This window comes from Halomonas alkalisoli (assembly GCF_021412585.1).
Taxonomy (GTDB): domain Bacteria; phylum Pseudomonadota; class Gammaproteobacteria; order Pseudomonadales; family Halomonadaceae; genus Halomonas; species Halomonas alkalisoli.
In genome coordinates, this window is record NZ_JAKCMI010000023.1 from 102,378 (window position 1) to 127,537 (window position 25,160).

Annotated in this window: 21 protein-coding genes; 12 read left to right on the forward strand and 9 right to left on the reverse strand. The window is 65.6% G+C overall.

Annotated elements, in window-relative coordinates; translation table 11 throughout:
- Window positions 1-4 precede the first annotated feature (4 nt).
- Window positions 5-1,945, reverse strand: coding sequence for an exoribonuclease II (locus tag LY622_RS09050; protein WP_234290792.1), 1,941 nt, complete (start codon window positions 1,943-1,945; stop codon window positions 5-7).
- A gap of 164 nt (window positions 1,946-2,109) precedes the next feature.
- Between LY622_RS09050 and LY622_RS09055 the strand changes: the two genes are divergently transcribed.
- The 7 genes from LY622_RS09055 to LY622_RS09085 all read left to right on the forward strand — a co-directional run bounded on the left by LY622_RS09055 (window position 2,110) and on the right by LY622_RS09085 (window position 9,711).
- Entirely contained in the window at window positions 2,110-2,907 is a 798-nt protein-coding gene (locus tag LY622_RS09055; RefSeq protein ID WP_234283124.1) for a Cof-type HAD-IIB family hydrolase, read from the forward strand.
- Between the two features lie 130 nt (window positions 2,908-3,037).
- A complete protein-coding gene (locus LY622_RS09060; RefSeq protein ID WP_234283123.1) occupies window positions 3,038-3,763 on the forward strand; it encodes a response regulator in 726 nt (241 codons plus the stop codon).
- Entirely contained in the window at window positions 3,763-5,247 is a 1,485-nt protein-coding gene (locus tag LY622_RS09065; RefSeq protein ID WP_234290793.1) for an ATP-binding protein, read from the forward strand. The genes LY622_RS09060 and LY622_RS09065 overlap by 1 nt, the downstream gene beginning before the upstream one ends.
- A gap of 122 nt (window positions 5,248-5,369) precedes the next feature.
- Window positions 5,370-6,662, forward strand: a complete 1,293-nt coding sequence (locus tag LY622_RS09070; RefSeq protein WP_234290598.1) for an ABC transporter substrate-binding protein — start codon at window positions 5,370-5,372, stop codon at window positions 6,660-6,662.
- Window positions 6,663-6,753: 91 nt separating this feature from the next.
- Window positions 6,754-7,686, forward strand: coding sequence for a carbohydrate ABC transporter permease (locus LY622_RS09075; protein WP_234290599.1), 933 nt, complete (start codon window positions 6,754-6,756; stop codon window positions 7,684-7,686).
- The gene (locus tag LY622_RS09080) at window positions 7,679-8,557 is read left to right on the forward strand and encodes a carbohydrate ABC transporter permease (RefSeq protein ID WP_234290600.1); all 879 of its coding nucleotides are present in this window, start codon (window positions 7,679-7,681) and stop codon (window positions 8,555-8,557) included. Before LY622_RS09075 ends, LY622_RS09080 begins: the two co-directional genes overlap by 8 nt.
- Window positions 8,558-8,589: 32 nt before the next feature.
- Entirely contained in the window at window positions 8,590-9,711 is a 1,122-nt protein-coding gene (locus tag LY622_RS09085; protein WP_234290601.1) for an ABC transporter ATP-binding protein, read from the forward strand.
- A 251-nt stretch (window positions 9,712-9,962) separates the two neighbouring features.
- Here LY622_RS09085 and LY622_RS09090 read toward each other — a convergent pair whose 3' ends face one another.
- From LY622_RS09090 to LY622_RS09105, 4 genes are all read right to left on the reverse strand, one after another.
- On the reverse strand, window positions 9,963-10,403 hold the full coding sequence (locus tag LY622_RS09090; protein ID WP_234290602.1) for a universal stress protein: 441 nt from the start codon (window positions 10,401-10,403) through the stop codon (window positions 9,963-9,965).
- 105 nt (window positions 10,404-10,508) lie between these two features.
- Complete coding sequence (locus tag LY622_RS09095) at window positions 10,509-11,576, reverse strand: YcjF family protein (RefSeq protein WP_234290603.1); 1,068 nt, start codon at window positions 11,574-11,576, stop codon at window positions 10,509-10,511.
- Window positions 11,573-12,964: a YcjX family GTP-binding protein gene (locus LY622_RS09100; RefSeq protein WP_234290604.1), complete on the reverse strand. Its 1,392-nt coding sequence runs from the start codon at window positions 12,962-12,964 to the stop codon at window positions 11,573-11,575. The genes LY622_RS09095 and LY622_RS09100 overlap by 4 nt, the downstream gene beginning before the upstream one ends.
- A gap of 83 nt (window positions 12,965-13,047) precedes the next feature.
- A complete protein-coding gene (locus tag LY622_RS09105; protein WP_234290605.1) occupies window positions 13,048-13,236 on the reverse strand; it encodes a hypothetical protein in 189 nt (62 codons plus the stop codon).
- 131 nt (window positions 13,237-13,367) lie between these two features.
- Between LY622_RS09105 and LY622_RS09110 the strand changes: the two genes are divergently transcribed.
- Window positions 13,368-13,922 carry a DUF924 family protein gene (locus LY622_RS09110; protein ID WP_234283100.1) on the forward strand — a complete coding sequence of 185 codons (555 nt, stop codon included), beginning with the start codon at window positions 13,368-13,370 and terminating at the stop codon, window positions 13,920-13,922.
- Between the two features lie 113 nt (window positions 13,923-14,035).
- On the forward strand, window positions 14,036-14,278 hold the full coding sequence (locus tag LY622_RS09115) for a GlsB/YeaQ/YmgE family stress response membrane protein (RefSeq protein ID WP_114573003.1): 243 nt from the start codon (window positions 14,036-14,038) through the stop codon (window positions 14,276-14,278).
- An 87-nt stretch (window positions 14,279-14,365) separates the two neighbouring features.
- On the opposite strand, the gene LY622_RS09120 is transcribed toward LY622_RS09115, so the two are convergent.
- The gene (locus tag LY622_RS09120; protein ID WP_234290606.1) at window positions 14,366-15,049 is read right to left on the reverse strand and encodes a hypothetical protein; all 684 of its coding nucleotides are present in this window, start codon (window positions 15,047-15,049) and stop codon (window positions 14,366-14,368) included.
- A 215-nt stretch (window positions 15,050-15,264) separates the two neighbouring features.
- On the opposite strand from LY622_RS09120, the gene katE reads away from it, so the two are divergent.
- On the forward strand, window positions 15,265-17,415 hold the full coding sequence (gene katE, locus LY622_RS09125) for a catalase HPII (protein ID WP_234290607.1): 2,151 nt from the start codon (window positions 15,265-15,267) through the stop codon (window positions 17,413-17,415).
- A 317-nt stretch (window positions 17,416-17,732) separates the two neighbouring features.
- Here the strand turns inward: katE and gabT are convergent, their stop codons facing one another.
- Both gabT and LY622_RS09135 read right to left on the reverse strand, forming a co-directional pair.
- Window positions 17,733-19,025, reverse strand: a complete 1,293-nt coding sequence (gene gabT / locus LY622_RS09130; protein WP_234290608.1) for a 4-aminobutyrate--2-oxoglutarate transaminase — start codon at window positions 19,023-19,025, stop codon at window positions 17,733-17,735.
- Window positions 19,026-19,059: 34 nt separating this feature from the next.
- On the reverse strand, window positions 19,060-20,505 hold the full coding sequence (locus LY622_RS09135; protein WP_234290609.1) for an NAD-dependent succinate-semialdehyde dehydrogenase: 1,446 nt from the start codon (window positions 20,503-20,505) through the stop codon (window positions 19,060-19,062).
- Window positions 20,506-20,714: 209 nt separating this feature from the next.
- Between LY622_RS09135 and LY622_RS09140 the strand changes: the two genes are divergently transcribed.
- Window positions 20,715-23,174 (forward strand): DUF1266 domain-containing protein, encoded by a 2,460-nt coding sequence (locus tag LY622_RS09140; protein ID WP_234290610.1) that lies wholly within the window; start codon window positions 20,715-20,717, stop codon window positions 23,172-23,174.
- 381 nt (window positions 23,175-23,555) lie between these two features.
- Window positions 23,556-24,179, forward strand: coding sequence for a C40 family peptidase (locus tag LY622_RS09145; RefSeq protein ID WP_234283091.1), 624 nt, complete (start codon window positions 23,556-23,558; stop codon window positions 24,177-24,179).
- A 46-nt stretch (window positions 24,180-24,225) separates the two neighbouring features.
- Here the strand turns inward: LY622_RS09145 and LY622_RS09150 are convergent, their stop codons facing one another.
- Window positions 24,226-25,113 (reverse strand): LysR family transcriptional regulator, encoded by an 888-nt coding sequence (locus LY622_RS09150; protein ID WP_234290611.1) that lies wholly within the window; start codon window positions 25,111-25,113, stop codon window positions 24,226-24,228.
- Between the last annotated feature and the right edge of the window lie 47 nt (window positions 25,114-25,160).

Sequence of the window (25,160 nt, forward strand, 5' to 3'; positions counted from 1 at the left end):
GTTCCTAGGTAGCGGGGCGTGCCACCAGCGAGCGGGTCTCCTCGCGGGCCTCGACCAGCTCAACGCGGATGACGTCACCGAGCTTGTAGCGCTCTTCGCCTTCCACCTGGATACGGCCTTCCTTGTCGTCGATGACCACCTTGTCGCGGTCGCTGTGGATCATCGGCGCGGGAACGAAGGCCGTGGCACCGTTGGCGGTCAGCCGGACGCGCATGCCGCCGCGGTTGATGGCGATGACCTCCGCCTCGAAGGCTTCCTGGGCCTTGGCGGCCGACGTCAGGTAGCGCACGTAGAGCCAGTCCTTGACGTCGCGCTCGGCCATGCGATTCAGGCGGCGACGCTCGGTCAGCTGCTCGGTCAGTGCCAGGGTGGCTTCCGCAGGTGCCTGCTCCCCCTTGAGCACCCGCTTGATCAGGCGGTGGTTGACCATGTCGCCATACTTGCGGATCGGCGAGGTCCAGGTGGCGTAGGCGGCAAGGCCCAGGCCGAAGTGCGGGCCCGGGCGGGCGGACATGCTGGTGAAGCCCTGGAAACGGCGCAGGCGGGCATCCAGCCAGGCGTCGTCGCGGCTCTCCAGTGCCCGCTTGAGTTCCTTGTAGCGGGGCAGCTCGGAGAGCGCCTCCAGCTCGACCTCGATCGCCTGGGCGGTGAGGAACTCGTGGGCGGCTTCGGCCTTCTCCGGCTCGAAGGCGCGGTGGACATTGAAGATGCCGTGGCCGACCTTTTCGGCAAGCAGGTCGGCGCAGCAGGCATTCGCCGCGATCATCGACTCCTCGATCATGCGGTTGGCGATACGCCGCTGCTCGGTGCGGACGTTCAGCACGTTGCCGGCCCGGTCCAGTTCGAAGACATAGTCCGGACGATCCTTGAAGACCAGGGCGTGCTCGGCGCGCCAGGCGCTGCGCGCCTCGGTCATGTCACGCAGCGCCTTGAGCTGCGGGGCGATCTCATCCGCCGGAGCCCAGTCTCCCTGGCCCTCGATCCAGTCCGAGACCCGGTCATAGGCCAGCTTGGCGTGGGAGCGCGCGGTGGCGGCGAAGAAGCGGTAGTCGCCCAGGCTGCCGTCGGCTTCCACTTCCAGGGTGCAGGCCAGCACCGGGCGATCCTGGCCTTCCCACAGCGAGCAGAGGTCGTCGGCCAGTTGCTCGGGCAGCATGGTGACGTTCTGGCCCGGCAGGTAGACGGTGAAGGCGCGGGTGCGGGCCTCCAGGTCGGCGACGTGCCCTTCCTCGACGTAGGCGGTGGGGTCGGCGATGGCCACCGTGAGCCGCCAGCCGCCATCCTCGCGAGGCTCGATGCGCAGGGCATCGTCCATGTCGCGGGTCTTCTCGCCGTCGATGGTGAAGAACGGCTCGGCGGTAAGATCCCGGCGATCCAGGCCTTCGTCCAGCAACGGCCATTCGCTGCCGGCGTCGGGGCACTCCTGTTCCAGGGCGTGCCGGGCCAGGGTGACTCGCCACGGCACGGCCGGGTCGTCGGTCTTGGCGACCAGCTCGTCGATCTGGGCGAAGAAGCCGCGATCGTTCTCCTTGAGCGGGTGGCGCACCAGGCGCGACACGACCCAGTCGCCGTCGCCGATGCTCGCCTCGTCGAGGCTGTTCTTGATCCGCGACTTGAGCACGTTCTTGATCGAGGGGTGGTCGGGGACCACCGCCAGGCGACCTTCGCGCTTCTGCACCCGGGCAATGAAGCGTGTCAGCCCAGGCTCCAGCAGGGCGTCGGGCTCGACCGAGGTCTTGTCGCCATTCTCGTGGATGGTGGCCTGGACACGGTCGCCGTGAAGCACCTGCTTCATGGCAGGCGGCGGCACGAAATAGGACTGGCCATCATCGGTTTCGAGAAAACCGAAGCCCTTGTCGGTGGCCTTGATCACGCCCTCGGCACGGGGCGTGGTCTTGCGGATCTGTTGCTTGAGCTGAGCGAGCAGCGGATTGTTCTGCAGCATGGTCACGAACGTGTGGCGGGGTAGGAGAGCCACTATACGGATTCCCGCGGCCGGCGCCAAACGCCACTATGCCTACCGACGAGGAAACAGCAGGTTGTGGCCGGGATATGCCGACTACCGTGGCATTTGCTAGGCTGATAGCCGCCATGAATACTGGACCCACTATGACGCCCCACCTCATCGTCTCCGACCTCGACGGCACCCTGCTGGATGCCAACCACGATCTCCATCCGCACACCATCGAGACACTGCGGGCCCTGGCGGATAGGGGCCACCACCTGGCCTTCGCCTCGGGGCGTCATTTCCGCGACATGCTGGCCTTCCGCGAGCGGCTCGGGGTGCCGATCCACGTGATCAGCACCAATGGCGCCTACCTGCATGGCCCCGATGACCGGCTGCTGTCTGCACGACACCTGGAAGCGGAACTGGCCCTCGAGCTGATCGCCATGGAGCGCCATGACAGCGTACGGCTCAATCTCTATCGGGAGGAGGAGTGGCTGATCGACGCGGCGGAGCCACGGCTGCTGGCCTATCACGCGCATACCGGCTTCGGTTACCGCATCTTCGAACCCGATGAGCTCGACGGGGAAGGGGTGGGCAAGGTGCTCTACATCGGCGAGCCCGAGCGCCTGGCGGGGCTCGAAGCCCTGGTGCGGGAACGCCACGGCGAGCGGCTGCACGTGACCTATTCCACCGTCAATTCGCTGGAGATCATGGCCGGCGGGGTCAACAAGGGCACCGCGCTGCAGGCCCTGCTGGATTCGCTGGGGGTCGAGTCGCGGCATTGCCTGGCCTTCGGCGACAACCTCAACGATACCGAGATGCTGGCCCTGGCCGGCGAGGCCCATGTCATGGCCAACGCCCATCCCGAGCTCGCCGGGCGTGTTCCCCACGCGCGCAGCATCGGCCACCACGCCGAGGTGGGCGTGGCCGCGCGGCTGCGGGAGCGGTTCGGAATATAAGGTCTGCGGTCGGTTACTACCTTGGTCGCAGATGGCTTGTCGGGATGGCCGCACTTGACCATTATCGAAGCCCGACAATGACAACAATCACGGGCGTAGCCACGACACCGCCCCTTCCCATCGGACGACGATGACGACGACACCTGCCACCCTGATCGTGGTCGACGACGACCCGGAAATCCGTGAGCTGCTGGCCGACTATCTCGGACGCCACGGCTATCGTGCCCTGGTCGCCGAGGATGCCGAGGCGCTGCATCGGCTGCTGATCCAGGAGACACCCGACCTGCTGATCGTCGACATCATGCTGCCCGGCGACGATGGCTTCACCATCTGCCGCGACGTGCGCCGGGACAGCCAGGTACCCATCATCATGCTCACCGCCAGCGCCGACGAGACCGATCGGATTCTGGGGCTCGAACTCGGCGCGGACGACTATCTCGGCAAGCCGTTCAACCCCCGGGAGCTGCTGGCGCGGATCAAGGCGGTGCTGCGTCGTGCACGGGGCAACCAGCAGCCCCAGGACCCGGCACGCGCGCGGCTGGTCAGCTTCGGTGGCTGGCGGCTGGACCGAATGACCCGCGAACTGATCGATCAGCAGGAGCGACGCACCCCGCTCTCCGGCGCCGATTTCCAGCTGCTGCAGGTGTTTCTCGAACATCCCGAGCAGATACTTTCCCGGGACGCGCTGTTCGAACTGACCCGTGGCCGGCCGGCGCCGCCGCTGGATCGTTCCATCGACGTGCATGTCTGCCGCTTGCGCCAGCGGCTCGGTGAGGATGCCCAGTACCATCAACTGATCCGTACCGTGAGAGGGGCGGGCTATGTACTCACCGCCCGGGTCGAAGCGCTGACGTGATGGATACCCGCTGGCAGCGGTGGCGCCGGCGACTGTCCCGCGGCTTGCCCAGGACGCTGCGCGGTCGCTTCGTGCTGATCATGATCGTCGGTGTGCTCGCCGCCCAGCTCGCCAGCTACGCCGTCTGGACCTCCCAGGTACGCTCCAGCCAGCTGGAGCAGCTCGACGAGCTGTCACAGAATGTCGCCTACAGCGTGGCCTCGACCATGCGCTTCTTCCGCTCGCTGCCCGTCGAGTATCGCCACATCGTGCTCGACCAATTGCGCAACATGGGCGGAACTCGCTTCTTCGTCAGCGTCAACGAGCGTCGCATTCCCGTCGATGACATCGGCTCGGGAGCGGAGAAGGCGCTGGTGGTCGGCAACTTTCGCGCCATCCTCGGGCGCGAATTGAACATCGACGAGGTTCTCGTGGAGTTCTCCCGGGCGGAAACCCTGCGGGTCTACAACAACGAGGTGCTGCTGCACGACCTGCCGCCGCGCTGGGGACAGCACAGCCTGCTGATGGAGCCGCTGTCGCCGCCGATCCTGGTGGTGCAGCTGGAGCTCGAACCCGGCACCTGGCTCTACGTGGCGACCCTGCTGCCGGTGGCGGACCTGTTCAACGAGTATCGCTGGCTCTCCGGTGAGCGCCTGCTGGCGGGGTTGATGGTGCTGCTGACGGTGATCGGGCTCTCGCTGCTGGGCATCCGCAGCGTCACCCGGCCGTTGGCACGCCTGTCCCGGGCGGCCCGCCAGCTGGGCGACGACCTGGATGCGCCGCCGCTGCGTGAGAGCGGCCCCAGGGAGGTGATGGCCACGGCGATGGCCTTCAACCGCATGCAGGAGCGCATCCGGGAGCAGGTCGACGAGCGTGAGCGGCTCTTCTCGGCGATCTCCCACGACCTCAAGACGCCTATCACTCGCATGCGGCTGAGGGCCGAGATGCTCGACGACCCGCTGCAGCGCGAGCGCTTCTGCGCCTCCCTCGATGAGCTCGACCTGCTGGTCAAGGGCGCGCTGGCCTCGGTCAAGGGCTTTGATCTTCACGAAGCGATCGAAGACCTCGAGCCGCGAGCGGTGCTGGAAGAACTCGCCGACGAGCTCGCGCTCCAGGGCGGAGAGGTGACGATCCGGGGGCAGGCCGCACCGCTCGCCGTCAAGCCGCTGGCGTTCAAGCGCTGCCTGGCGAACCTGCTGGAGAATGCCATCTTTTATGGCCAGCGCGCCGACGTGACGCTGGAAGACGATCCCTCCCGCCTGACGATCACCATCCGCGACCATGGGCCGGGCATCCCCGAGGGGCAGCGCGAGCGGGTCTTCTCGCCCTTCGTCCGTCTCGAACCCTCCCGCAGCCGCAATACCGGCGGCAGCGGCCTGGGGCTGGGCATCGCCCGGCATATCGCCCGCGCCCTGGGCGGCGATATCGGTCTCGACAACCACCCCGAGGGCGGGCTGCGGGTACGCGTGACGCTGCCCCGGCCGCAGGATATTACGGGGCTGTAATATTCCGGCAATACGACGCCAACACTTCGCAGGACTAGGTAACCCCTCCTGTCGCGCTTCCTGGGTTAGCGTGTCGTTATCCGGTGTCACGCCGGAAACATAACAACTCGAGGAGTTACGCCATGCCTTCCTTCAAGCGGAATTGTTTCACCGCAACGCGTTTTCCCAGGACCGGGCTCGCCCTGGCCACGGCCCTGGCCGCCTCCCTGTCCATGACCAGCGCCCATGCCGCCGGTGAAGTCGAGGTCCTGCACTGGTGGACCTCCGGCGGCGAGGCCCGGGCCGCCAACGTGCTCAAGGAGCTGATGGAAGCCGAGGGCTACGGTTGGCAGGACTTCGCCGTCGCCGGTGGCGGCGGTGAAACCGCGATGACGGTACTCAAGTCCCGGGCCATGTCCGGCAACCCGCCCTCGGCGGCCCAGATCAAGGGGCCGGAGATCCAGGAGTGGGGCGAACTGGGCCTGCTCGGCGAGCTCGACGAGGTCGCCGATGCGGAAGGCTGGGATGATCTGCTGCCCGAGACGGTGGCGGACATCATGCGCTACGACGGCCAGTACGTGGCCGTGCCGGTCAACGTCCACCGGGTCAACTGGCTCTGGGGCAACCCGGACGTGCTCGAACAGGCCGGCGTCGAGATGCCCACCACCCTGGATGAGCTGTTTGCCGCCGGCGAGGCGATCCGCGAGGCGGGCTTCATCCCGCTGGCCCACGGCGGCCAGGCCTGGCAGGACGCCACGGTGTTCGAGACCGTGCTGCTGGCGACGGGCGGCACCGAGTTCTTCCAGCGGGCGCTGGTGGATCTCGACCCCGAGGCGCTGGGCAGCGAGCAGATGATCGAGGCGCTGGAAACCTTCAAGCGGCTGCGCGAGCTGATGGACGAGGACATGTCCGGTCGCGACTGGAACATCGCCACCTCCATGGTGATCAACGGCGATGCCGCCATGCAGCTGATGGGCGATTGGGCCAAGGGCGAATTCACCGCTGCCGAGCTCACCGCCGGTGAGGATTACCTCTGCGCCGCCGCCCCGGGCACCGCCGATGCCTTCACCTTCAACATCGACAGCCTGGCGATGTTCCGCGTCGAGGGCGAGGAGCACGAGGCCCAGCAGGCACTGGCCCGGCTGGTGCTGGAGCCCACCTTCCAGGAGGCTTTCAACCTGGCCAAGGGCTCGATTCCCGCACGCCCCGACCTGGACATGAGCGAGTTCGATGCCTGCGCCCGGCAGTCCCTCGAGGACTTCCAGCGCACCGCAGAAGAGGGTGGCCTGGTGCCCAGCATGGCCCACGGCATGGCCGTGCGCGCCGACGTGCAGGGGGCCATCTTCGACGTGGTGACCAACTACTTCAATGCCCGTGACATGGAGGCCGAGCAGGCCGCCCAGCGCATGGTGAACGCGGCGCAAGCGGCACTCTGACCCGCCGCACTCCCTGGCCTGCCGGGCTCCAGCTTCATTGGCCCCGGCAGGCCGTCAGGCGACGCTTTCGTTCACGCCCGAGGTACTTCCCATGACCATCCTCTCCCACGCCGAGGAGCGCCCGGTGCGCCCCGCGGCACGGCGGACCGCTGCCGCACACCTGCAGGACTGGCTGCCGCGGCTGGTATTGGCGCCCTCTGTCGCCATTACCCTGTTCTTCGTCTATGGCTTCATGCTCTGGACCTTCGTGCTGTCGCTGACCAGCTCGCGGATGTTGCCGAGCTACGATTTCGTCGGCTTTGCCCAGTATGCGCGGCTGATGGCCAACGACCGCTGGTGGGTCGCGTCCACCAACCTGGTGATCTTCGGCGGCCTGTTCGTGGCGATCTGCCTGGTCATCGGGGTGGTGCTCGCCATCCTGCTCGATCAGCGCATTCGTCAGGAGGGGGCGCTGCGTACCCTCTATCTCTATCCCATGGCGCTGTCGTTCATCGTCACCGGGGTGGTGTGGAAATGGCTGCTCAACCCCGGGCTCGGCATACAGGCCATGGTGCGCAGTTGGGGCTTCGAGAGCTTCACCTTCAATTGGATCGTCGACCCCGACATGGCGATCTACACCCTGGTGCTGGCCGCCGTATGGCAGGCGTCCGGCTTCGTCATGGCGCTGTTCCTGGCCGGCCTGCGGGGTATCGACGACAGCATCATCAAGGCCGCCCAGCTCGATGGAGCCAGCCTGCCGCGCACCTACCTGCGGGTGATCCTGCCCTGCCTGCGACCGGTGATGTTCAGTGCGGTGATGATCCTGTCGCATATCGCCATCAAGAGCTTCGACCTGGTCGTCGCCCTGACCGGGGGCGGCCCCGGCTATGCCACCGACCTGCCGGCCACCTTCATGTACGCCCACGCTTTCACCCGGGCGCAGATCGGGCTGGGTTCGGCCAGTGCCATGCTGATGCTTGGCGGTGTGCTGGCGATCCTGATTCCCTATCTCTACTCCGAGCTGAGGAGTCGCAAGCATGGATAACGTGATTCGTCGTCGTACGCCCGCGGCCCGCCTGGGCCGGTTGGCGGTCTATGCGGTACTGCTGCTGGCTGCGCTCTTCTACCTGCTGCCCCTGGTGGTGATGCTGATCACCTCGTTCAAGCCGCTCCACGAGATCAGCCCCGGCACGCTGCTGTCGCTGCCCCAGTCGCCCACCGTGGAACCCTGGGTCAAGGCCTGGGGCGAGGCCTGCACCGGCATGCGCTGCGAGGGCATTGGCGGCTACTTCTTCAACTCCATTGCCATCGTGGTGCCGGCGGTGCTGATCTCCACGGTGATTGGCGCGCTCAACGGCTACGCCCTGACCAAGTGGCGCTTCAAGGGCTCGGAGCTGCTCTTCGCCCTGATGCTGTTCGGTTGCTTCATTCCTTTCCAGGTGGTGCTGCTGCCCATGGCACAGACCCTGGGCTGGCTGGGGCTGTCGAGTTCGCGAGCCGGCCTGATCCTGGTCCATGTGATCTTCGGGATCGCCTTTACCACGCTGTTCTTTCGCAATTTTTACGTGGCGGTGCCCACCGAGCTGGTCTCGGCGGCCAAGCTCGACGGTGCCGGGTTCTTCCGCATCTTCTGGCGCATCCTGCTGCCGGTCTCCGCGCCGATCATCGTGGTCTCGGTGATCTGGCAGTTCACCCAGATCTGGAACGACTTCCTGTTCGGCGTGGCCTTCTCGGCCCACAACACCCAGCCGGTGACCGTGGCCCTCAACAATCTGGTCAACACGTCCACCGGTACCCGCGAATACAACGTCGACATGGCCGCCGCCATGATTGCGGCGCTGCCGACCCTGGTGGTCTATGTGCTGGCGGGGAAATATTTCGTCCGCGGGCTCACCGCCGGCTCGGTCAAGGGCTAGCGCTCAAGAGAGAACAACAAGAGGTATCCACCATGTCTGCTCTAGAAATTCGCAGTGTTCGCAAGGAGTTCGGCGGCGAGCGCGTGCTCAAGGATGTCAGCCTGGCCATCGAGTCCGGGGAGTTCCTGATCCTCGTCGGCCCGTCGGGCTGCGGCAAGTCGACCCTGATGAACGCCATCGCCGGCCTGGAGCCGGTGACCTCCGGCGAGATCCACATCGCCGACGAGAACGTCACCTGGCGGACGCCGGCCGAGCGGGACATCGCCATGGTGTTCCAGTCCTACGCGCTCTATCCCAGCATGACCGTGCGCGGCAACATCAGCTTCGGCCTGGAGATGCGCAAGGTGCCGAAGGCGGAGCGCGAGGCCGCCGTCGAGCGGGTCGCCGACCTGCTGCAGATCTCGCACCTGCTCGAGCGCAAGCCCTCGCAGCTCTCCGGCGGCCAGCGCCAACGCGTCGCCATGGGGCGGGCCCTGGCCCGGGAGCCGAAGGTCTATCTCTTCGATGAACCGCTCTCCAACCTGGATGCCAAGCTTCGGGTGGACATGCGCACCGAGATCAAGAAGCTGCATCAGCGGCTCGGCACCACCATCGTCTACGTGACCCACGACCAGATCGAGGCCATGACCCTGGCCGATCGCATCGCGGTGATGCGCGACGGCAATATCCTGCAGCTGGGCACCCCCGACGAGGTCTACAACGACCCGGTGGATATCTTCGTGGCGGGATTCATGGGCTCGCCGTCGATGAATTTCATCACGGCTAGCCTGGAGGGCGGGGCAGGCGCCTATCGGTTGCGTATCGTCACCGAGGGCGAGGAAGCGCTGGTGCTGCCCTGGCCCGTGTCGCGGGAAACCCCGGCCATGGCCGAGCAGGTCGGGCGCTCCATCATCCTGGGGCTGCGCCCGGAGCACTTCAGCGAGGAGGACTCACGGCTCAGCGGCATGGACGAGGGGACGCCGGTCTCGGCCAGGGTCAGCGTGGCCGAACCCACCGGTGCCGATATCCTGTTGAGGCTGCCGCTGGGGGATGGGGAGGTCACAGCCCGGGTCGGCCCCAAGTGTACAGTCGTGCCGGGAGAGCGCCTGAATCTGCGCGTCGACATGGGGCGCGCCGTGCTCTTCGACAGCGAGACGGAAAAGCGTTTGGCCTAGGAGCCTGTCGGACTTAACACTGATCTACTGCGAGATCCGGTCTTTCGGCCAATTTCATTCGATCTGATTCGTTAAATAGCGGGCTATTCGCCTCATCAGATCGATAAACTTGTCTCGAAATCCAAATCTCTCGTGACGATCGGTCAAGTCCGACAGACTCCTGGGCGCGGGATTCCCCGGTCGGTGTAATACGACAAAGACCTGCTGCCACTGGCCGGGCAGCAGGTCAACGGCCGGTGTCGTGCCTGCGTTCAGCGAACGGTAATGACGGTGCACTCGGCGGCGTGGCTCACCTTGTGGGAAACGCTGCCCACGACCAGCCCGCGCAGGTCGCTGAGTCCGCGGCTACCCATGATGATGGCTTCTACCCCGCGTGTCTTCGCTTCGCTGACGATGGTGCGGGCCGGATCGCCACGGCCGATGGCGGTCTCGATCTTGGTCACGCCCTTGTCGCGCGCCGCCTGGGCGGCCTTTTCCACCACCTGCTGTCCGATATCGTCGCGCTCCTGGCGGGACGCCTCGATGGCGATGGCGCCGATGCCCCAGACCAGCGTCGTCTCGTGGGAGAGCTCTTCGGGGATATGCAGGATGTGCAGGGTGGCGTCGGCCTGGTTGGCCAGCTGGCAGGCAACGGAAAGGGCTTTCTTGGCGTTTTCGGAGCCATCGACGGGAACCAGGATGGTATTGAACATGGTCGTGTTCCTTCTTGGCAGGTAAGGGCTGATCCTTATGTTAGAGACTAGCGGCTCGAAGCCGAGCTGTCATGACCGGGGTCAAGAAGCGCGTGGCTACGACGCTTATTCCTTCACCTCGAGGCGACGCAGCTGCTGCCAGAGTTCGCTGCGCAGGTCGGCCATGCGCGGTGCCTCGCCGATATCGAAGCCGATCGGCCGCGTCAGTCGCTGGGTTCGCAGGCCCAGCCGCGCACTGAGCAGGCCCACCCCCATGCCCTGGCCGGCACGGGTCGATAGCCTTCCGGCCAGGTTCAGCGAGAGAATCTCCATGCCCGCTTCACTGGCCATCTCGGTCGCGCCGGCGAAGGCCATATTGTAGAGCACGCTACGCAGCAGGCGCAGGCGGCTGGCATAGCCGAGTTCCAGGCCGTAGAGGCGGCATATCCGGTCGATCATCGCCAGGTTACGCCAGGCGACCATCGCCATGTCCACCAGGGTCAGCGGGCTCACCGCCACCATCACCGCCGTCTCGCCGGACATCCGCGAGATCAGGCGTCGCGCCTCCCGGTCGCGGGGTGCCAGCAGATGATGCGCCAGCAGCTGGCGCACTTCCGCCCCGCTATGGTGAGACTGGTGAGCGGCCAGGAAGGCCTGCCAGTGAGGGTGGTCGTCATCGAGCTTCAACTGCGTCTTGAGCAGTCTGGCCAGGCCCATGGCCTCGGCGGTGCCGACTTCCTGCAACTTGCCCAGCCTTGCGCGCAGGGTGTCGTGGCGACGCAGTCGCCGCAGACGCCAGGCTTCACGCAGCAGCGCACCGGCGCCCAGGCCGATGGCGCCCAGTCCCAGCAGGGCCCAGCCGCCGCTGAGCCAGTCGCCGCCGGTGAGGGCCGCCGGCAGGCGCAGGGCGAGCTCCACCGTGCCCAGGGCCAGGCCGCCGCCCAGCAGCGTAAGGAGGCCCCAGCGGCGTTTGCGTGGCCGGCCGAGGCTGGCCGAAAGCGCCTGTTCGGCGGGGCCGTCGATGGGCTCCTCGATGGGGCGTGTCGGCACTTCGGCGGCGAAATCCTGGCGCGGCCGCGGGGTGTCGCCACCGGGCGGCGGGGTTGGCTCATCCAGGGTAAAACGGCGGCCGGGACGGGGATCGGTGGGGCCGGGCGCTTCGCGGTCCTGACGGGGAGGATAGTCGTCGCTCATCGCAGTTTGTCTCCGATCAGCCAGTCCAGCGCGGCGTCCAGGCGAATATGGGGCAGGGCACCCCCTTCCCGCGGGGCGGGGCGGAAGGCTCGGAAGTCGAAGCCCTGCCGTGCCCAGAACTCCGCTTCGGGCAGCTGTGAGGGCACCTCGCCGGGAAACACCAGGACTTCCTCACCTTCCAGGGTGGTGCCGCGCAGCGCCGGTGTGCGCTGCTTCTGGTGCTCCACGGCATGGGTCTCGGTGGCGCGAATCGCAGCCAGTGACAGCGCCTTGACCGGCACGTCGGCATAGCGCAGGTCCTGCAGGGGCTCGGCCAGCAACGCTTCCAGCAGTGAGGTCAGGTTGCCGTGCTGCTCCGGCGTCACGTGGTCGGCCTTGGTGGCGGCAATGGCCAGGCGATCGATGCGCGGGGCGAACAGGCGCGACAGCAGACTGCGCTTGCCGTAGTCGAAGCTCTGCATCAGCGTGGTGAGCGCCTGGGAGAGGTCCTCGAAGCGTTCGGGGCCGGCATTGAGCGCGCCCAGCACATCCACCAGCACGATCTGTCGGTCGAAGCGGCGAAAGTGGTCGCGATAAAACGGCCGTACGATGTGCTGCTGGTAATGGCGAAAGCGGGCGGCCAGGGTGGCGTAGACGCTGTCGGGTGGCAGCTTGGCCAGCCTGGTGTCGTCGTAGTCCTTCAGCGCGGGCAGGGGGAAGAACTGCAGCACTGGCGCACCTTCCAGGTCGCCGGGCAGCAGGAATCGACCCGGCTGCAGGTTGGCGAAGCCCGCCTCCCGGGCGCCCTGCAGGCTGCGGGCATAGAGGCTGGCAATGTTGGCCAGCTCAGCCTCGTTGGCTTCGGCGGCGGGGTTGAGCCCGGCGGCGACGCTTTCCCACTCGGCGAGCAGGGCGCGGCGCTGTTCGCCGGCATTGGCCAGCATCGCCCGGCTCCAGCCGGGGTAATCGTGGCCCAGCAGGGGCAGGTCGAGCAGCCACTCGCCGGGGTAGTCGAACAGGTCCAGGCTCAGCTCGGCGGTTTCGCCCCGCAGCAGTCCGCGTCGCGCCGGGCGATAGCGGATCGACAGGCGCAGCTCGCTGATGCCGCGGGTGGGCTCCGGCCAATAGGGCGGGTCGGCGTCGAGGGCCGCCATGGCCTGGTCGTAGGGAAAGCGCGGCACGCCCAAGTCCGGCTGGCTGACTCGCCGGGCGCCCAGCAGGCGGCCTTCCCGGGCCACCGGCATCAGGTCGAGTCGGGCCTCGAGTCCGGCATGGCGAAGCTGGTTGACCAGCGAGGTGAGAAAGGCGGTCTTGCCGGCGCGTGACAGGCCGGTGACCGCCAGGCGCAACTGGCGGTCGCGGCCGCGTTCGATCAGATTGGTCAGTTCCCGGGCCAAAGGCTGGCGCATCAGTGAGGATTCCCTTCGCAGCAAGCTCAGCCGCTAATGTGAGGGCGTTGGCGGCGTCTGGCAAGGCGTTGCCTGCTCTGGAATCAGGGGGCCGTGGCCAGCATCTTGTAGAACAGCGGCAGGGCGGCGACCAGGAAGCCGGCGACGGCCAGGGCATAGCCCGGCCAGCGATGGCGCATGCGCTGGGCCAGGGTCAGTCCGACCAGGCAGATCGCCAGGCCGATCAGGTTGAAGACCAAGGTGAACATTTCGATCAGTTCCTGGGGGGACATGCTGGCTCCTGGGCGTTGATGACGGCTTGCTGGGGGGATTGCCTCCAGGGTGCTACTGTCATCATATCAGGCTGCCATAACCGAACCGAATGCGGCCAGGGTGCGCGTTACCTGAACAGCGAGGATGTGACATGGGCGATACGCTACCGAGTGCCGACGACGTGGTCGGCTACTGGTTCGATGAGCTGTCCCCCGGACAGTGGTTTCGCAAGGATATCGAACTCGATGCACAGATCGGCCAGCGCTTCTTTGGCTTGCACCGGGCGGCCGCGGCTGGCGAGCTCTGGCTGTGGCGTCAGTCGGCCACGGGGCGGCTGGCCGAGATCCTGGTGCTCGACCAGTTTTCCCGAAACCTGTTCCGCGGCCTGCCGGGGGCCTTTGCACAGGACCCCATGGCGCTGGTGCTGGCTCAGGAGGCAGTGGCGCAGGGCCTGGACCAGGAGCTCGACGTGAGCGAGCGCGCCTTTCTCTACATGCCCTACATGCACAGCGAGTCGCTGAAGATTCACGACGAAGCCCTGCGCCTGTTCGATCAGCCCGGCCTGGAGGACAACCTGGATTTCGAGCAGCGACACCGGGATATTCTGCTGCGCTTCGGCCGCTACCCCCATCGCAACGCCATACTGGGGCGCGAATCTACCGGTGAGGAGCTGGCTTTTCTGCTGGAGCCCGGCTCCTCGTTCTGAGCTACGCTTTCCCGTGGCACCGTACTGAGGCACCATGGGGCTTGTCCGAGCATTCGGAATCACCACCCCTGGCATCACCACCTTTGGCATCACAACAAGGAAGGAGAGACGATATGGGTTTGATCGCTTGGCTGATTATCGGTGGTCTCGCTGGCTGGATTGCCGGCAACATCATGCGTGGCGGTGGCTTCGGCATTCTGGCCAATATCGGCGTGGGTATCGTGGGTGCGGTGATCGGGGGATTCCTGTTCAGCTTGTTGGGGCTGCAGGCCGGGGGATTCATCGGTTCGCTGGTGACTGCGACCGTGGGTGCCGTGTTGCTGTTGTGGATCATCTCGAAGGTCAGGGAGGCGTAGTGCGGTAAACGCCCCTGACTGGAAGCAAGAAGGCCCGGTAATTACCGGGCCTTCTTGCGTCTGCGGCGTGCAGTATTTGGCTGGTGACTAAAAGGTATAGCTCACGCCTATTACCGCCACCGGATAGACAGGCCACTTCTCGGCATCGTTCTCGAGTCGCTGCTCCTCCTGACGGAGCTCCTCGCGCAGCTGGGCCGACAGTGGATTGTCACCATTCTCGAAGCCTTCCGATGTCCTCAGCGAGACGTCCGGATCCGTGGGAATCACGCCGACCTCGGCAAAGACGCCGAAGCCGCTGCGATGCGATTTGCGCCAGCCTACGCCTGCGTAAGGCTGTATGCCGTCGGCGAGGGTCATTTTGCCATGCAGCGTGCCGAGCGCATCGGCCGGGTATTCCTGGCCATTGAACTGGTAGGCCGCGTTGCGTGGACGACCCTCAACATCGGCTTCGATATCCGGCAGCATGAGGCCAGCGCTGAAGAAGAAGCCGTCGCTGAAGGGGTAGTAGTCCAGCGTCAGCTTGCTTGCTGCCAGATTCACGTCACCGTCGTAGTTGACGTCATCGGTGCTGTAATCGGTGCTCCACTCCAGCCCGCCGGTATAACGGGCGGAGATGCCCAGGCGCTCCTGGAAGCGCCAGGCGACATCCGCGCCGACACCGGTGCTGCCCGCGACGGCACCCAGCGTGACGCGATCGTCGTATGCCTGGGCTTGGCCAGCGCCGAGAGTGACTAGAGCAACGGCCAGGCCGGCGGTCATGGTGTACTTCATTGCATCGTCCCCTTGATGTGCAACCCCGGATCGGGGAGGGCGGGCGGCGCCCCAATAACCCATCGATTATCGGCTATCGGTGGAGGGACTTTAACGCGCTAAACGTTATCTTTTGTACGCATAACCTGAGCTGATTGGCAGCGAGTCGATGCCGGACTACCTTTCAATCGAAGCGGGTAGAAACCGATGGAACGACACTGCCACAGGAGCGTGACATGGCGAAAAATCCCCACACCAATCCCAATAGTGGCGAAGCCAACGATACGGACTTCAAGACCGACGAACAGAGCAAGTCGGAGAACCTGGAAAAGTACCGTAGCGATGCCACAGGGCATGACCTGCGCACCAATCACGGCACGCGAATTGCCGATAACCACAACTCGCTGAAGGCCGGTGAGCGTGGCCCCACGCTGATGGAAGACTTCGCCTTCCGCGAAAAAATCAACCATTTCGACAACGAGCGTATCCCCGAGCGTATCGTCCATGCCCGGGGTGCTGCGGCCCACGGCTATTTCCAGCCCTACGACAACGCCGGCCAGTACTCCAAGGCGGGGCTGTTCCAGGATCCGGGCAAGAAGACACCGGTCTTCGTGCGTTTCTCGACGGTGCAGGGCGCACGAGGCTCCAACGACACCGTGCGCGATGTGCGCGGCTTCGCCACCAAGTTCTACACCGACGAGGGTGTCTGGGACCTGGTCGGCAACGACATGCCGGTATTCTTCATCCAGGATGCGATCAAGTTCCCCGATTTCGTCCACGCGGTGAAGCCGGAGCCCCACAACGAGATTCCCCAGGGCCAGTCCGCCCATGACACCTTCTGGGACTTCGTCTCGCTGATGCCGGAGTCGGCCCACATGGTGCTGTGGACCATGTCGGATCGGGGCTTCCCGCGGCACTACCGCAACATGGAAGGCTTCGGGGTGCACACCTTCCGCCTGATCGACAAGCAGGGCACGTCGCGCTTCGTCAAGTTCCACTGGAAGCCGCTGGCCGGCACCTGCTCGCTGATCTGGGATGAGGCCCAGAAACTGTGGGGCCGCGACCCTGACTTCAATCGCCGCATGATGTGGGAGGACATCGAGAACGGCGATTTCATCGAGTTTGAACTGGGTATCCAGGTGGTGGAAGAGGAGGACGAGCACAGCTTCGATTTTGATATCCTCGACCCCACCAAGTTCATTCCGGAGGAGGTGGTGCCGGTTACCCTGATCGGCAAGATGGTGCTCAACCGCAACCCGGACAACTACTTCGCCGAGACCGAGCAGGTGGCCTTCAATCCCGCTCATGTGGTGCCTGGCATCGATTTCTCCAACGACCCGCTGCTGCAGGGGAGGCTGTTCTCCTATCTCGATACCCAGATGCTGCGTCTCGGTGGGCCGAACTTCCACGAGATCCCCATCAACCAGCCGGTCTGTCCGTTTCACAACAACCAGCGTGACTCCATGCATCGTCAGACCATCAACAAGGGCCAGGCCTCCTACGAGCCCAACTCCATCGATGGCGGCTGGCCCAGCGAGACCCCGCCGGCGCCGGAAAACGGCGGTTTCGAGAGCTATCATGAGCGCATCGACGCCCACAAGATCCGGGCGCGCAGCGACTCCTTCGGTGATCACTACTCCCAGGCCACGCTGTTCTGGAACAGCCAGACCGATGTGGAGAAGGAGCACATCATCGCCGCCTACACCTTCGAGCTGTCCAAGGTGCAGCGGCCCTGGATTCGCGAGCGGGTGATCCAGGAGATCCTGCCCAATATCGACCTGGAACTGGCGCGTCGGGTCGGCGAGATGCATGGTGTCGAGGCCCCCAGCAGCAAGCCGGCCCCGGCGGAGGAGCTGGGCAGGAGTTCGCTTGCCGAATCGCCCGCCCTTAGCCTGATGGCGCGCTTGCCGGGCAATATCCGCTATCGCAAGGTCGCCATCCTGGTGGCGGACGGTGTCGATGCCGAGCAGGTCGAGGCGGCCAAGCAAAAGCTATCGGCCGAGGGCGCCGAAGGCCTCGTCATCGCGCCCAGCATGGCGCCGGTCAAGGGTGCCAATGGTCAGACCGTGACGCCGGATGCCATGCTCAACGGCATGCCCTCGGTGGCGGTGGATGCAGTGATCGTGGCGGGTGGTGACCAGAGCGCGGCAGCCCTGTCCGATTCCGGGCTTGGCCGCTACTACGTGCAGGAGGCCTACAAGCACCTGAAGGTGATTGCCGCAGTGGGTGAAGGACAAGAGCTGTTGGCAGCCGCCAATGTGCCTACCGGGGAGGAGGGCATCGTGCTGGGCGGCACGGTGGACGATATCTTCACCCCGTTCAGCCAGGCCCTGGGGCAGCACCGGGTCTGGTCTCGTGATGCCAAGGCCAATGATATGCCGGCCTGAGCCGACAACGAAACGAGCATCCCGCCGAAGTTTGGCGGGATGCTCGGTGGGCATCAGGCGTTCAGGCGGCCTCCAGCGTTTCGCTGACCACTGGTAACCTCGGACAGCATCAATGCACGGGAAGTCAACTCAGCGCATGAGTAGGCTCACTCAGGTCATCGGCCTGCCGAATCAAAACATTACTTTTTATTACTTGATAAAAACGATCGCTTGAATTGTTTGGGGGTGCAGGCCTGGCCAGCGAGTCGCTGGCCAGGCCCTTGTCTGCACTATCGGTAGGAAGAAATTGCAGTAGATGGAGTTGCCGGTAGTAAGGGTCAGGCGGTGGCCTTGCTGCCTACCAGCTCCTTGAGCGACTCCTCGACGATGGCCAGGCCTTCCTCGAGGATCTCGTCCTCGATGGTGACGGGCATCAGGAAGCGGATGGTGTTGCCGTACAGGCCGCAGGAGAGCAGGATCAGCCCCTTCTCGCGGGCCTTCTTGCACAGTGCGCCGGCGAGGTCGGCATCCGGCGTATGCTTGCCCTTGTCGGCGACCAGGTCGATGGCAGCCATGGCGCCCATGTTGCGGCCGTTGTCGACGCAGTCGAAGTCCTGCTGCCACTGGGCGAAGCGCTTGGCCAGCTTGTCGCCCAGCGCCTGGCTCTTGCCCAGGATATCTTCATTCTCGAAGACCTCGAGCACCGCCAGTGCCGCTGCACAGGCGGTGGGGCTGCCGGTGTAGGTGCCGCCCAGGGAGTTGGGGCCGGAGGCATCCATGTGCTTGTCGGTGCCCACCACGGCGGAGATCGGCATGCCGTCGGCCATGCTCTTGGCCATGGTGATGATGTCCGGCTCGACGCCGCTGTGCTCGATGGCGAACATCTTGCCGGTGCGCCCGAAGCCGCTCTGGACCTCGTCGACGATCATCAGCATGCCGTGCTCGTCGCAGATCTCGCGGATCGCCTTGAGGAAGCTGGCCGGTGCCGGATAGAAGCCGCCCTCGCCGAGCACCGGCTCCAGCACGATGGCGGCGGTGTCCTTGGGGTTGGCGTCGGTCTTGAGCGCCATCTTCAGGCCGCGCAGCGCTTCGTCCTCGCTGACGCCGTGGTAGGGCACCGGGTAGGGGGCGCGGAAGACGTTGCCCGGCATGGTCCCGAAGTCGGTGGCGTAGGGGGCGACCTTGCCGTTCATCGCCATGGTCATGAAGGTACGGCCGTGGTAGCCGCCGTCGAAGCAGATCACGTTGTTCTTGCCGGTGGCGGCGCGGGCGATCTTGACGGCGTTCTCCAGTGCCTCGGCGCCGGAGTTGGCCAGCATCACCTTGGCGTGGCCGCGCACCGGGGTCACCTGGCTGAGCTTCTCGGCCACCCTTACGTAGCCTTCATAGGGCATCACCGTCTGGCAGGTGTGCATGACCTTGTCCAGCTGCGCCTTCACCGCCTCGACCACCTTGGGATGGCGATGACCGATATTGAGGACACCGATGCCGCCGGCGAAGTCGATGATGCGGTTGCCATCGGCATCCCAGATCAGCGCATTCTCGGCGCGATCGGCGAACTGGGTCGCCGGGCTGGCGGCGCCATTGGCGACATAGCGTTGCTTGAGTTCGTTGAGCTGTGCGTTATTCATCAAACCTGTCTCCTTGGAAAGACGTCGTGGGCGATCAAAGGCCGCCGACACAGACGTATTTTAGTTCAGTGAATTCATCCAGGCCGTGGTGTGAGCCTTCGCGGCCCAGCCCCGACTCCTTGACGCCGCCGAAGGGGGCCAGTTCGGTGGAGAGGATCCCCTCGTTCACCGCCACCATGCCATATTCCAGCGCCTCCATGACATGCCAGATGCGCCGATAGTCCCGAGCGTAGAAATAGGCCGCCAGGCCGAATTCGGTGGCGTTGGCCATGGCGATGGCCTCCTCGTCGCTGTCGAAGCGGAAAACCGGCGCCAGCGGACCGAAGGTCTCCTCCGTGGCGACCCGCATCTGTGGGGTAACATCGGCGATCACGGTGGGCTCGAAGAAGGTGCCGCCCAGGCCATGGGGCTTGCCGCCACAGACCAGCCGGCCACCCTTTTCCAGGGCATCGGCGATGTGTGCCTGGACCTTCTCCACCGCGGCCCGGTTGATCAGCGGTCCCTGCACCACGCCGTCGTCCAGGCCGTTGCCCACCTTCATCTGTGCCACCTTGGCAGCCAGCTTGTCGAGGAAGGCATCATAGACACCATCCTGCACCAGCAGCCGGTTGGTACAGACGCAGGTCTGGCCCGAGTTGCGGTACTTGGAGGCGATGGCGCCCTCCACCGCGGCGTCCAGGTCGGCGTCGTCGAAGACGATGAAGGGGGCGTTGCCGCCCAGCTCCATGGAGGCCTTCTTGACGGTGCCGGCGCACTGGGCCAGCAGGCGCTTGCCCACCGGCGTGGAACCGGTGAAGGAGACCTTCCGCACCCGCGGATCGGTGGTGAGCACCTCGCCGATCGCGGCGGGGGAGCTTGCCGTGACCACGTTGAGCACACCGGCGGGGAAGCCCACGTCTTCGGCCAGCTTCGCCAGGGCCAGGGCGGTCAGCGGGGTGGCCTCGGCGGGCTTGATCACCACCGGGCAGCCCGCGGCGAGTGCCGGGGCACACTTGCGCGTGATCATGGCCAAGGGGAAGTTCCACGGCGTGATCGCCGCCACGACACCGATCGGCTCGCGAAACACCAGGATGCGCTTGTCGGCGCCGTGGCTGGGCAGTGTCTCACCGGCCATGCGCTTGGCTTCCTCGGCGTAGAACTCCACGAAGGAGGCGCCGTAGGCGACCTCGCCCATGGATTCGGCCAGCGGCTTGCCCTGCTCCAGGGTCATCAGCCGGGCCAGCGCTGCCTGGTTGGCCATGATGGCATCGAACCAGGCCCGCAGCAGGGCCGCGCGCTGCTTGGCGGTCTGCCTGCGCCAGGCGGGCCAGGCGGCATCGGCCGCTGCCACGGCATCCCGGGCGGCGTCCGCGTCGAGATCCGCCACCTCGGCGAGCACCTCGCCGGTTGCGGGGTTGGTGACGGCAAAGCGATTAGGGCCGTCGCGCCACTGTCCGGCGATGTAGGCCTTGTCGATGATCGAATCTGCAGGGAGAGGCATGGGGGCTCCAGGGGGAGTGGTGTTGATTATCTTGTCGCTTGAGTGTGCATTATTTAAAACGTTACGCCAAGCACTCCAATGTGCCGTGCTGTTTTTTCCTGCTCCGGGTCATCGGCGTGAGCGTCGGTTTCCGCTACACTAGGCGCCGATTTCCTGTTGGCGCGACATGACTGCGCCCTTTCCGTCGCGGCTGAACGTCGAGGTGAGCCTTGGTCGATCCCCTTTATGCCTGGTGGGCCCAACAGCTGGTGCTGTGTGACTGGGCCTTCGAGCCCGAACCCGTCAAGGTCGAGGCCGATGTGGCGGCCTCGAGGCTGGGGGAGCTGGGTGTCACGGAGCGCGGCGAGCTCGGCTGGCGCCTGATCGAGGCATTCGGTATCGATAGCCCCGATCCGGCGGGGCTGCTGGCTGCGCTTGAGCTCATCGCCCTGGCCGGCTCCGCCGGCTGGCTACCCGAGTCGCGTGTGCGCGACTGGGCCCTGCGTCTGGCTGACGAGATCACCAGCCAGTACACCAGCCTGGATGATTGGCACGAGGCGTTGCGCTATGCCAAGCGAGCCGAGGGCTGGGTGCGTGGTGACGATACCTTTGCGGAGGCCTGTGACGCCCTGGCGGTTCTCGAACACGATGGCGAGGGCATCACATGGGACCGCATCACCGAATGGGTGGCGGGGCGTAGCAAGGCCCTGGTGCTGTGGCCCGAGGCACCGGAGGAGCGGGCATGGCGGCTGCGGGCTGCCTTTGCCCCGGTACTGGCTACCCCGGCGGGTGTGGCCGACTGGCCCGAGGCGAAGGCGTGGCTGCTGGAGTATTGGCAGCTCGAAAGTCGTGAGGAACTGCTGCAGAGCCTGCTGTGGCTGGCAGGCCAGGGACACCGCCAGGGCTGGGATCTGGATGCCTCGCGCCTGCTGGATTCGGACGCCGCCGCACGCCAGGGCTGGCTCGATGGGCTGGCCGCCAGTGAGCGTGGCTATGGCAGGCTCATGCTGACGCTGGTGGAGCAGGGCGAGCCGCTGGAGTGGGCCGCCTGGGACTGGCTGCGGTTGGTCGACCTGGCTTGGGCCGGGGCCTGCGTGGGCTGGCTCGACGAGACAGAGGCACGGCATTTCGCCACCCACGGCGCCGACCTGGTCCAGCGTCGCTACAGCGACTGGTCGGCGGTGGCACGCGCCTATCAGCGTGGCCGCAGCCTGTTCGAGGGGAGAAACCGGCTCATGGACATGCGGGCCGACTGGGAGCTGCTGCTGCAGTCGCCGGTCAGCCCCTGGCGCGTGGCGCTGCAGGAGCTGCTGGTCGAGGAGGTGCGGCAGGCGTCGCGCCATGCCATGACCGCCTGGCGTCGTTCTCCGCGCCACTGGGTGCTGGCGCTGGCCTCCGTGCGCGAGCCCGAGCTGGGAACCCGGCAGGGGCCGCCCATGGCGGTCACGGTCGAGCGCCGCAACGATGCGCTGCGCTATCTGGACGAGACTCTGGGGCTGCACCCGGACGAAGGGGTGGAAGCCCTTTCCCGCTACTGGCTGCCCGCCCAGGCGCATCACCTCAACCAGCTGGCCGCCGACGCGGCCCACGATGCCTTGCCGCGTGCCACGACGCCTTTCGGCCGGCCCGAGGCCGCCGACCTGGCGACCCTGGTGAGTCTCCGACAGGGCAGTCGTCATGCGGCTACCATTCACATGGCCGAGAAGTACGCCTTCTACCTGCAGATGGCCATGGACAGCGAGAGCTTCGAACCAGCCGCCCTGGAGGCGCTCGCCGAAGCGCTGCGTGGCACCCTGTGTCGCTTCTATCCGGATATCCGGCGCCTGCTCGAGGCCTGGGCGCACTGGGAATCGCTGCTGCCCGAGGGCGAACACCCCCCATTGGTGGCCGAGATCCGTTGGCACCTCGACGACCCCGGCAGCCCTTTTCACTGGCTGGATTGGCAAAGCTCCGAGTGGCAGGAGCCGGGGCCTCGCCCAACGCTGTCACGCTTTACCGCCATGTCACTGGTCGGCCCGCTCAATAGCGCGGCCTGGAGTGAACCCCATGTGGAGAGCGCACGGGAAGCCGTGTCGATCCGTGAATGGATCGACGGCCATTACGGCCTGCATGGCGAGGCGGAGCTGACCGAGTTCCTCGATTTCCTGCTCGAGGCGGGCGATCGGCAGGAGTACCAGATCAACTACGCGCCCTATACCCTCAATGAGCAGCGGCTCGCGTCAGAGATCGCCATGCTCGAATCCGGCGAGTGCAACGAGGAGGATCGCACCCACCTGCTGCGACTGCAGCGGGTGCGTGACAATGAGGATGGCTGCAACGAGCTGGACATGACCGCCTGGGACCTGGCCCAGGTGGTGGATCTGGCCATTGCCGGACGCCAGCTGGGCTGGCTGGATGCTGCCGCCTTCAGCGTTATCCTGGATCGCGCCCATGTCCTGGCCGCCGCGCACTACAGCGGTTGGGAAGCCTATGCCCAGGGCCTCTATGCGGGCTTCTCCTTCTTCATGGGCGAGACCCCGGAGCGCGAGGCCTTCCTGGCCGGCTTCCGCCAGGCGCTGGTGGCCTGGCTTTCGGGTGCGCCTCCGCTGGCCGGGCCCTGGGCGAGCCTGGACTTCCCCGGGGCCCGGCCGCGCCACTGGGCGCCCCTGCATATCGATACATTGCCGGGTGATGGCAGAACATTACATTAGGCTCTGTCTGAAAAGTCGGCGAGCGATGGCCAGACAAGGCAAAAATTGGCGAAAAGACGGAGTTTACGAGCTGTAAATGAGTACTTTGAGCTGATTTTTAACGCCGTATGGCCAAGCGCAGACACTTTTCGGACAGAGCCTGGGGGCTCGCCATATCAGGTGATGTGGCTTATAGTCGGAAAGTTTGTTGAAACGGCTCCTTATACAGGAGCCTATATCATGATCATAGCCAGCCGCCTCATAGGCCGCTCTGGCAGTGGTACAGGCAATGCAGCAAGATGCCGGCGCACCACTACCACAGCGATTCCTTCGGGTCTGTCAGGTAGAGCTCATGCTCGACCCGGGGAGGCGTGCGGCTCAGGGAACGAGGACGTTGCCAAGATGGTAGCCACGAGATCGAGTCGTATCCTGATGCTCGGTGTGTCGCTGGCCCTGCTGGCCGGTTGCGCCAGTAGCCCGAAGCAGTCGCAAGGCGAGGCCGACGACTACTTCGCCCGCAACCTGCCGGGCATGCCGGCATCCTGGAACCCCATGATGTCCCCGGTGGACAACCCCATCCTGCAGGCTCGAAGCCTGCATAACCCCCCGCCGGAGCTGGTACGCCAGGCGCTGCTTGCCCAGCACGAGCGCTGGGCTGGAACACCTTACCGACTGGGCGGTACCAGCGAGCGGGGGATCGACTGCTCAGCCCTGGTGCAGAACGTCTTCAGCGAAACTTTCCGCCTGGATCTGCCGCGCTCCACCGGCGAACAGGTGCACGAAGGGTCCCCGGTCTCACGCGGGGAGCTTCAGGTCGGCGACCTGGTCTTCTTCCGCCCCCCGGGTCCCTACGATCATGTGGGCATCTACGTGGGCGACGGCTACTTCCTGCACGCCTCCACCTCCCAGGGCGTGATGCTCTCCGAACTCGACAATGTCTATTGGCAGCGCTATTTCTGGCAGGCTCGGCGAACCCTGGAGCCCACGACGTTGGCGCGGCGTGTTGCTTCGGCGGGCGAAGGCTAGGTTGGGCGAGCCTTAAGGGGTAAGCGCAGGCGGTTTCGTATAACGCCTAAAGCGAGTGTCGGTTAGCCTCGATGAACTCCACGAAGGCGCTTTCCGCTCGGGAAAGGTAGGCTCCTTCGGCCCAGGCCAGAGACAGGTCGAGCCAGGCCGGTGGGTCGAAGGAGACCGCCGCCAGTTCGGGTTCGTCGATCACCCGGCGCAGGAAGGTGGTGATGCCGAAGCCCTGGCGCACGATCGCCTTGGTCAGCGGAATCAGGTTCGACTGGAAGGCGACATTGGCCGAGTGGCCGGTCTGCTGTGACAGGGCATCGACGAACTCGCGATGAAAGTAGCCGTCCTGGAACAGCACCAGCGGCTCGGCAAAGAACTCCTCCGGGCTCACCCCCTGCCTGCCGGCGAAGGGGTGGGCCTGTGGCACGCAGACCACCATCTCCTCGCGTACCAGCGGGCGTCGCTCCATTCGCCGGCTCTGCTCGTCGTCGATCACCACCCCGAGATCCAGCTCCCCCGCGGCGATCATGTTCTGCAGTCGTCTGGCGCCGGCCTCCACCACGGTCAGGCGAATTCCCGGATGGCGCGACTTGAAGCCCATCAGCAGCGGCGGAAAGTAGTAGGAGCCGAGCATCGACGGGATGCCGATGCGGACCTCGCCCTTGACCAGGCCGTGCAGCTCGCGCATGGCGAGGTGGGCGGCATCGGCGCGATCCAGCAGCTCGCGGGCGTGGCTCTGCAGGGCGTTTCCCTCCGGGGTGAGGCTGATGCGCCGCTCATGCCGATGAAACAGGGTCAGGTCCAGGTGCCGCTCCAGGTTGGCAATGGTCTGGCTGATCGCCGACTGGGCGACGTGGAGCTCGCGGGCCGCGGCGCTGAACCCGCCCCGGTCGGCAACGGTGAGGAAAACGCGCAGTGCACGCAGGTCGAAGGGGAGTGACATGGCAGTCTCCTGAGATAAGCAGCATAAGAAAATCAGATGGAAGTCAT

Bases quoted from the DNA above. Each gene is read 5' to 3' on its own strand.
- LY622_RS09120 (WP_234290606.1), bottom strand. From the start codon at position 15,049: ATGAAGTACACCATGACCGCCGGCCTGGCCGTTGCTCTAGTCACTCTC.
- LY622_RS09070 (WP_234290598.1), top strand. From the start codon at position 5,370: ATGCCTTCCTTCAAGCGGAATTGTTTCACCGCAACGCGTTTTCCCAGG.
- LY622_RS09085 (WP_234290601.1), top strand. From the start codon at position 8,590: ATGTCTGCTCTAGAAATTCGCAGTGTTCGCAAGGAGTTCGGCGGCGAG.
- LY622_RS09145 (WP_234283091.1), top strand. From the start codon at position 23,556: ATGGTAGCCACGAGATCGAGTCGTATCCTGATGCTCGGTGTGTCGCTG.
- LY622_RS09090 (WP_234290602.1), bottom strand. From the start codon at position 10,403: ATGTTCAATACCATCCTGGTTCCCGTCGATGGCTCCGAAAACGCCAAG.
- LY622_RS09075 (WP_234290599.1), top strand. From the start codon at position 6,754: ATGACCATCCTCTCCCACGCCGAGGAGCGCCCGGTGCGCCCCGCGGCA.
- LY622_RS09135 (WP_234290609.1), bottom strand. From the start codon at position 20,505: ATGCCTCTCCCTGCAGATTCGATCATCGACAAGGCCTACATCGCCGGA.
- LY622_RS09105 (WP_234290605.1), bottom strand. From the start codon at position 13,236: ATGTCCCCCCAGGAACTGATCGAAATGTTCACCTTGGTCTTCAACCTG.
- LY622_RS09095 (WP_234290603.1), bottom strand. From the start codon at position 11,576: ATGAGCGACGACTATCCTCCCCGTCAGGACCGCGAAGCGCCCGGCCCC.
- LY622_RS09115 (WP_114573003.1), top strand. From the start codon at position 14,036: ATGGGTTTGATCGCTTGGCTGATTATCGGTGGTCTCGCTGGCTGGATT.
- LY622_RS09055 (WP_234283124.1), top strand. From the start codon at position 2,110: ATGACGCCCCACCTCATCGTCTCCGACCTCGACGGCACCCTGCTGGAT.
- LY622_RS09080 (WP_234290600.1), top strand. From the start codon at position 7,679: ATGGATAACGTGATTCGTCGTCGTACGCCCGCGGCCCGCCTGGGCCGG.
- LY622_RS09060 (WP_234283123.1), top strand. From the start codon at position 3,038: ATGACGACGACACCTGCCACCCTGATCGTGGTCGACGACGACCCGGAA.
- LY622_RS09050 (WP_234290792.1), bottom strand. From the start codon at position 1,945: ATGCTGCAGAACAATCCGCTGCTCGCTCAGCTCAAGCAACAGATCCGC.
- LY622_RS09110 (WP_234283100.1), top strand. From the start codon at position 13,368: ATGGGCGATACGCTACCGAGTGCCGACGACGTGGTCGGCTACTGGTTC.
- gabT (WP_234290608.1), bottom strand. From the start codon at position 19,025: ATGAATAACGCACAGCTCAACGAACTCAAGCAACGCTATGTCGCCAAT.
- LY622_RS09100 (WP_234290604.1), bottom strand. From the start codon at position 12,964: ATGCGCCAGCCTTTGGCCCGGGAACTGACCAATCTGATCGAACGCGGC.
- katE (WP_234290607.1), top strand. From the start codon at position 15,265: ATGGCGAAAAATCCCCACACCAATCCCAATAGTGGCGAAGCCAACGAT.
- LY622_RS09150 (WP_234290611.1), bottom strand. From the start codon at position 25,113: ATGTCACTCCCCTTCGACCTGCGTGCACTGCGCGTTTTCCTCACCGTT.
- LY622_RS09065 (WP_234290793.1), top strand. From the start codon at position 3,763: ATGGATACCCGCTGGCAGCGGTGGCGCCGGCGACTGTCCCGCGGCTTG.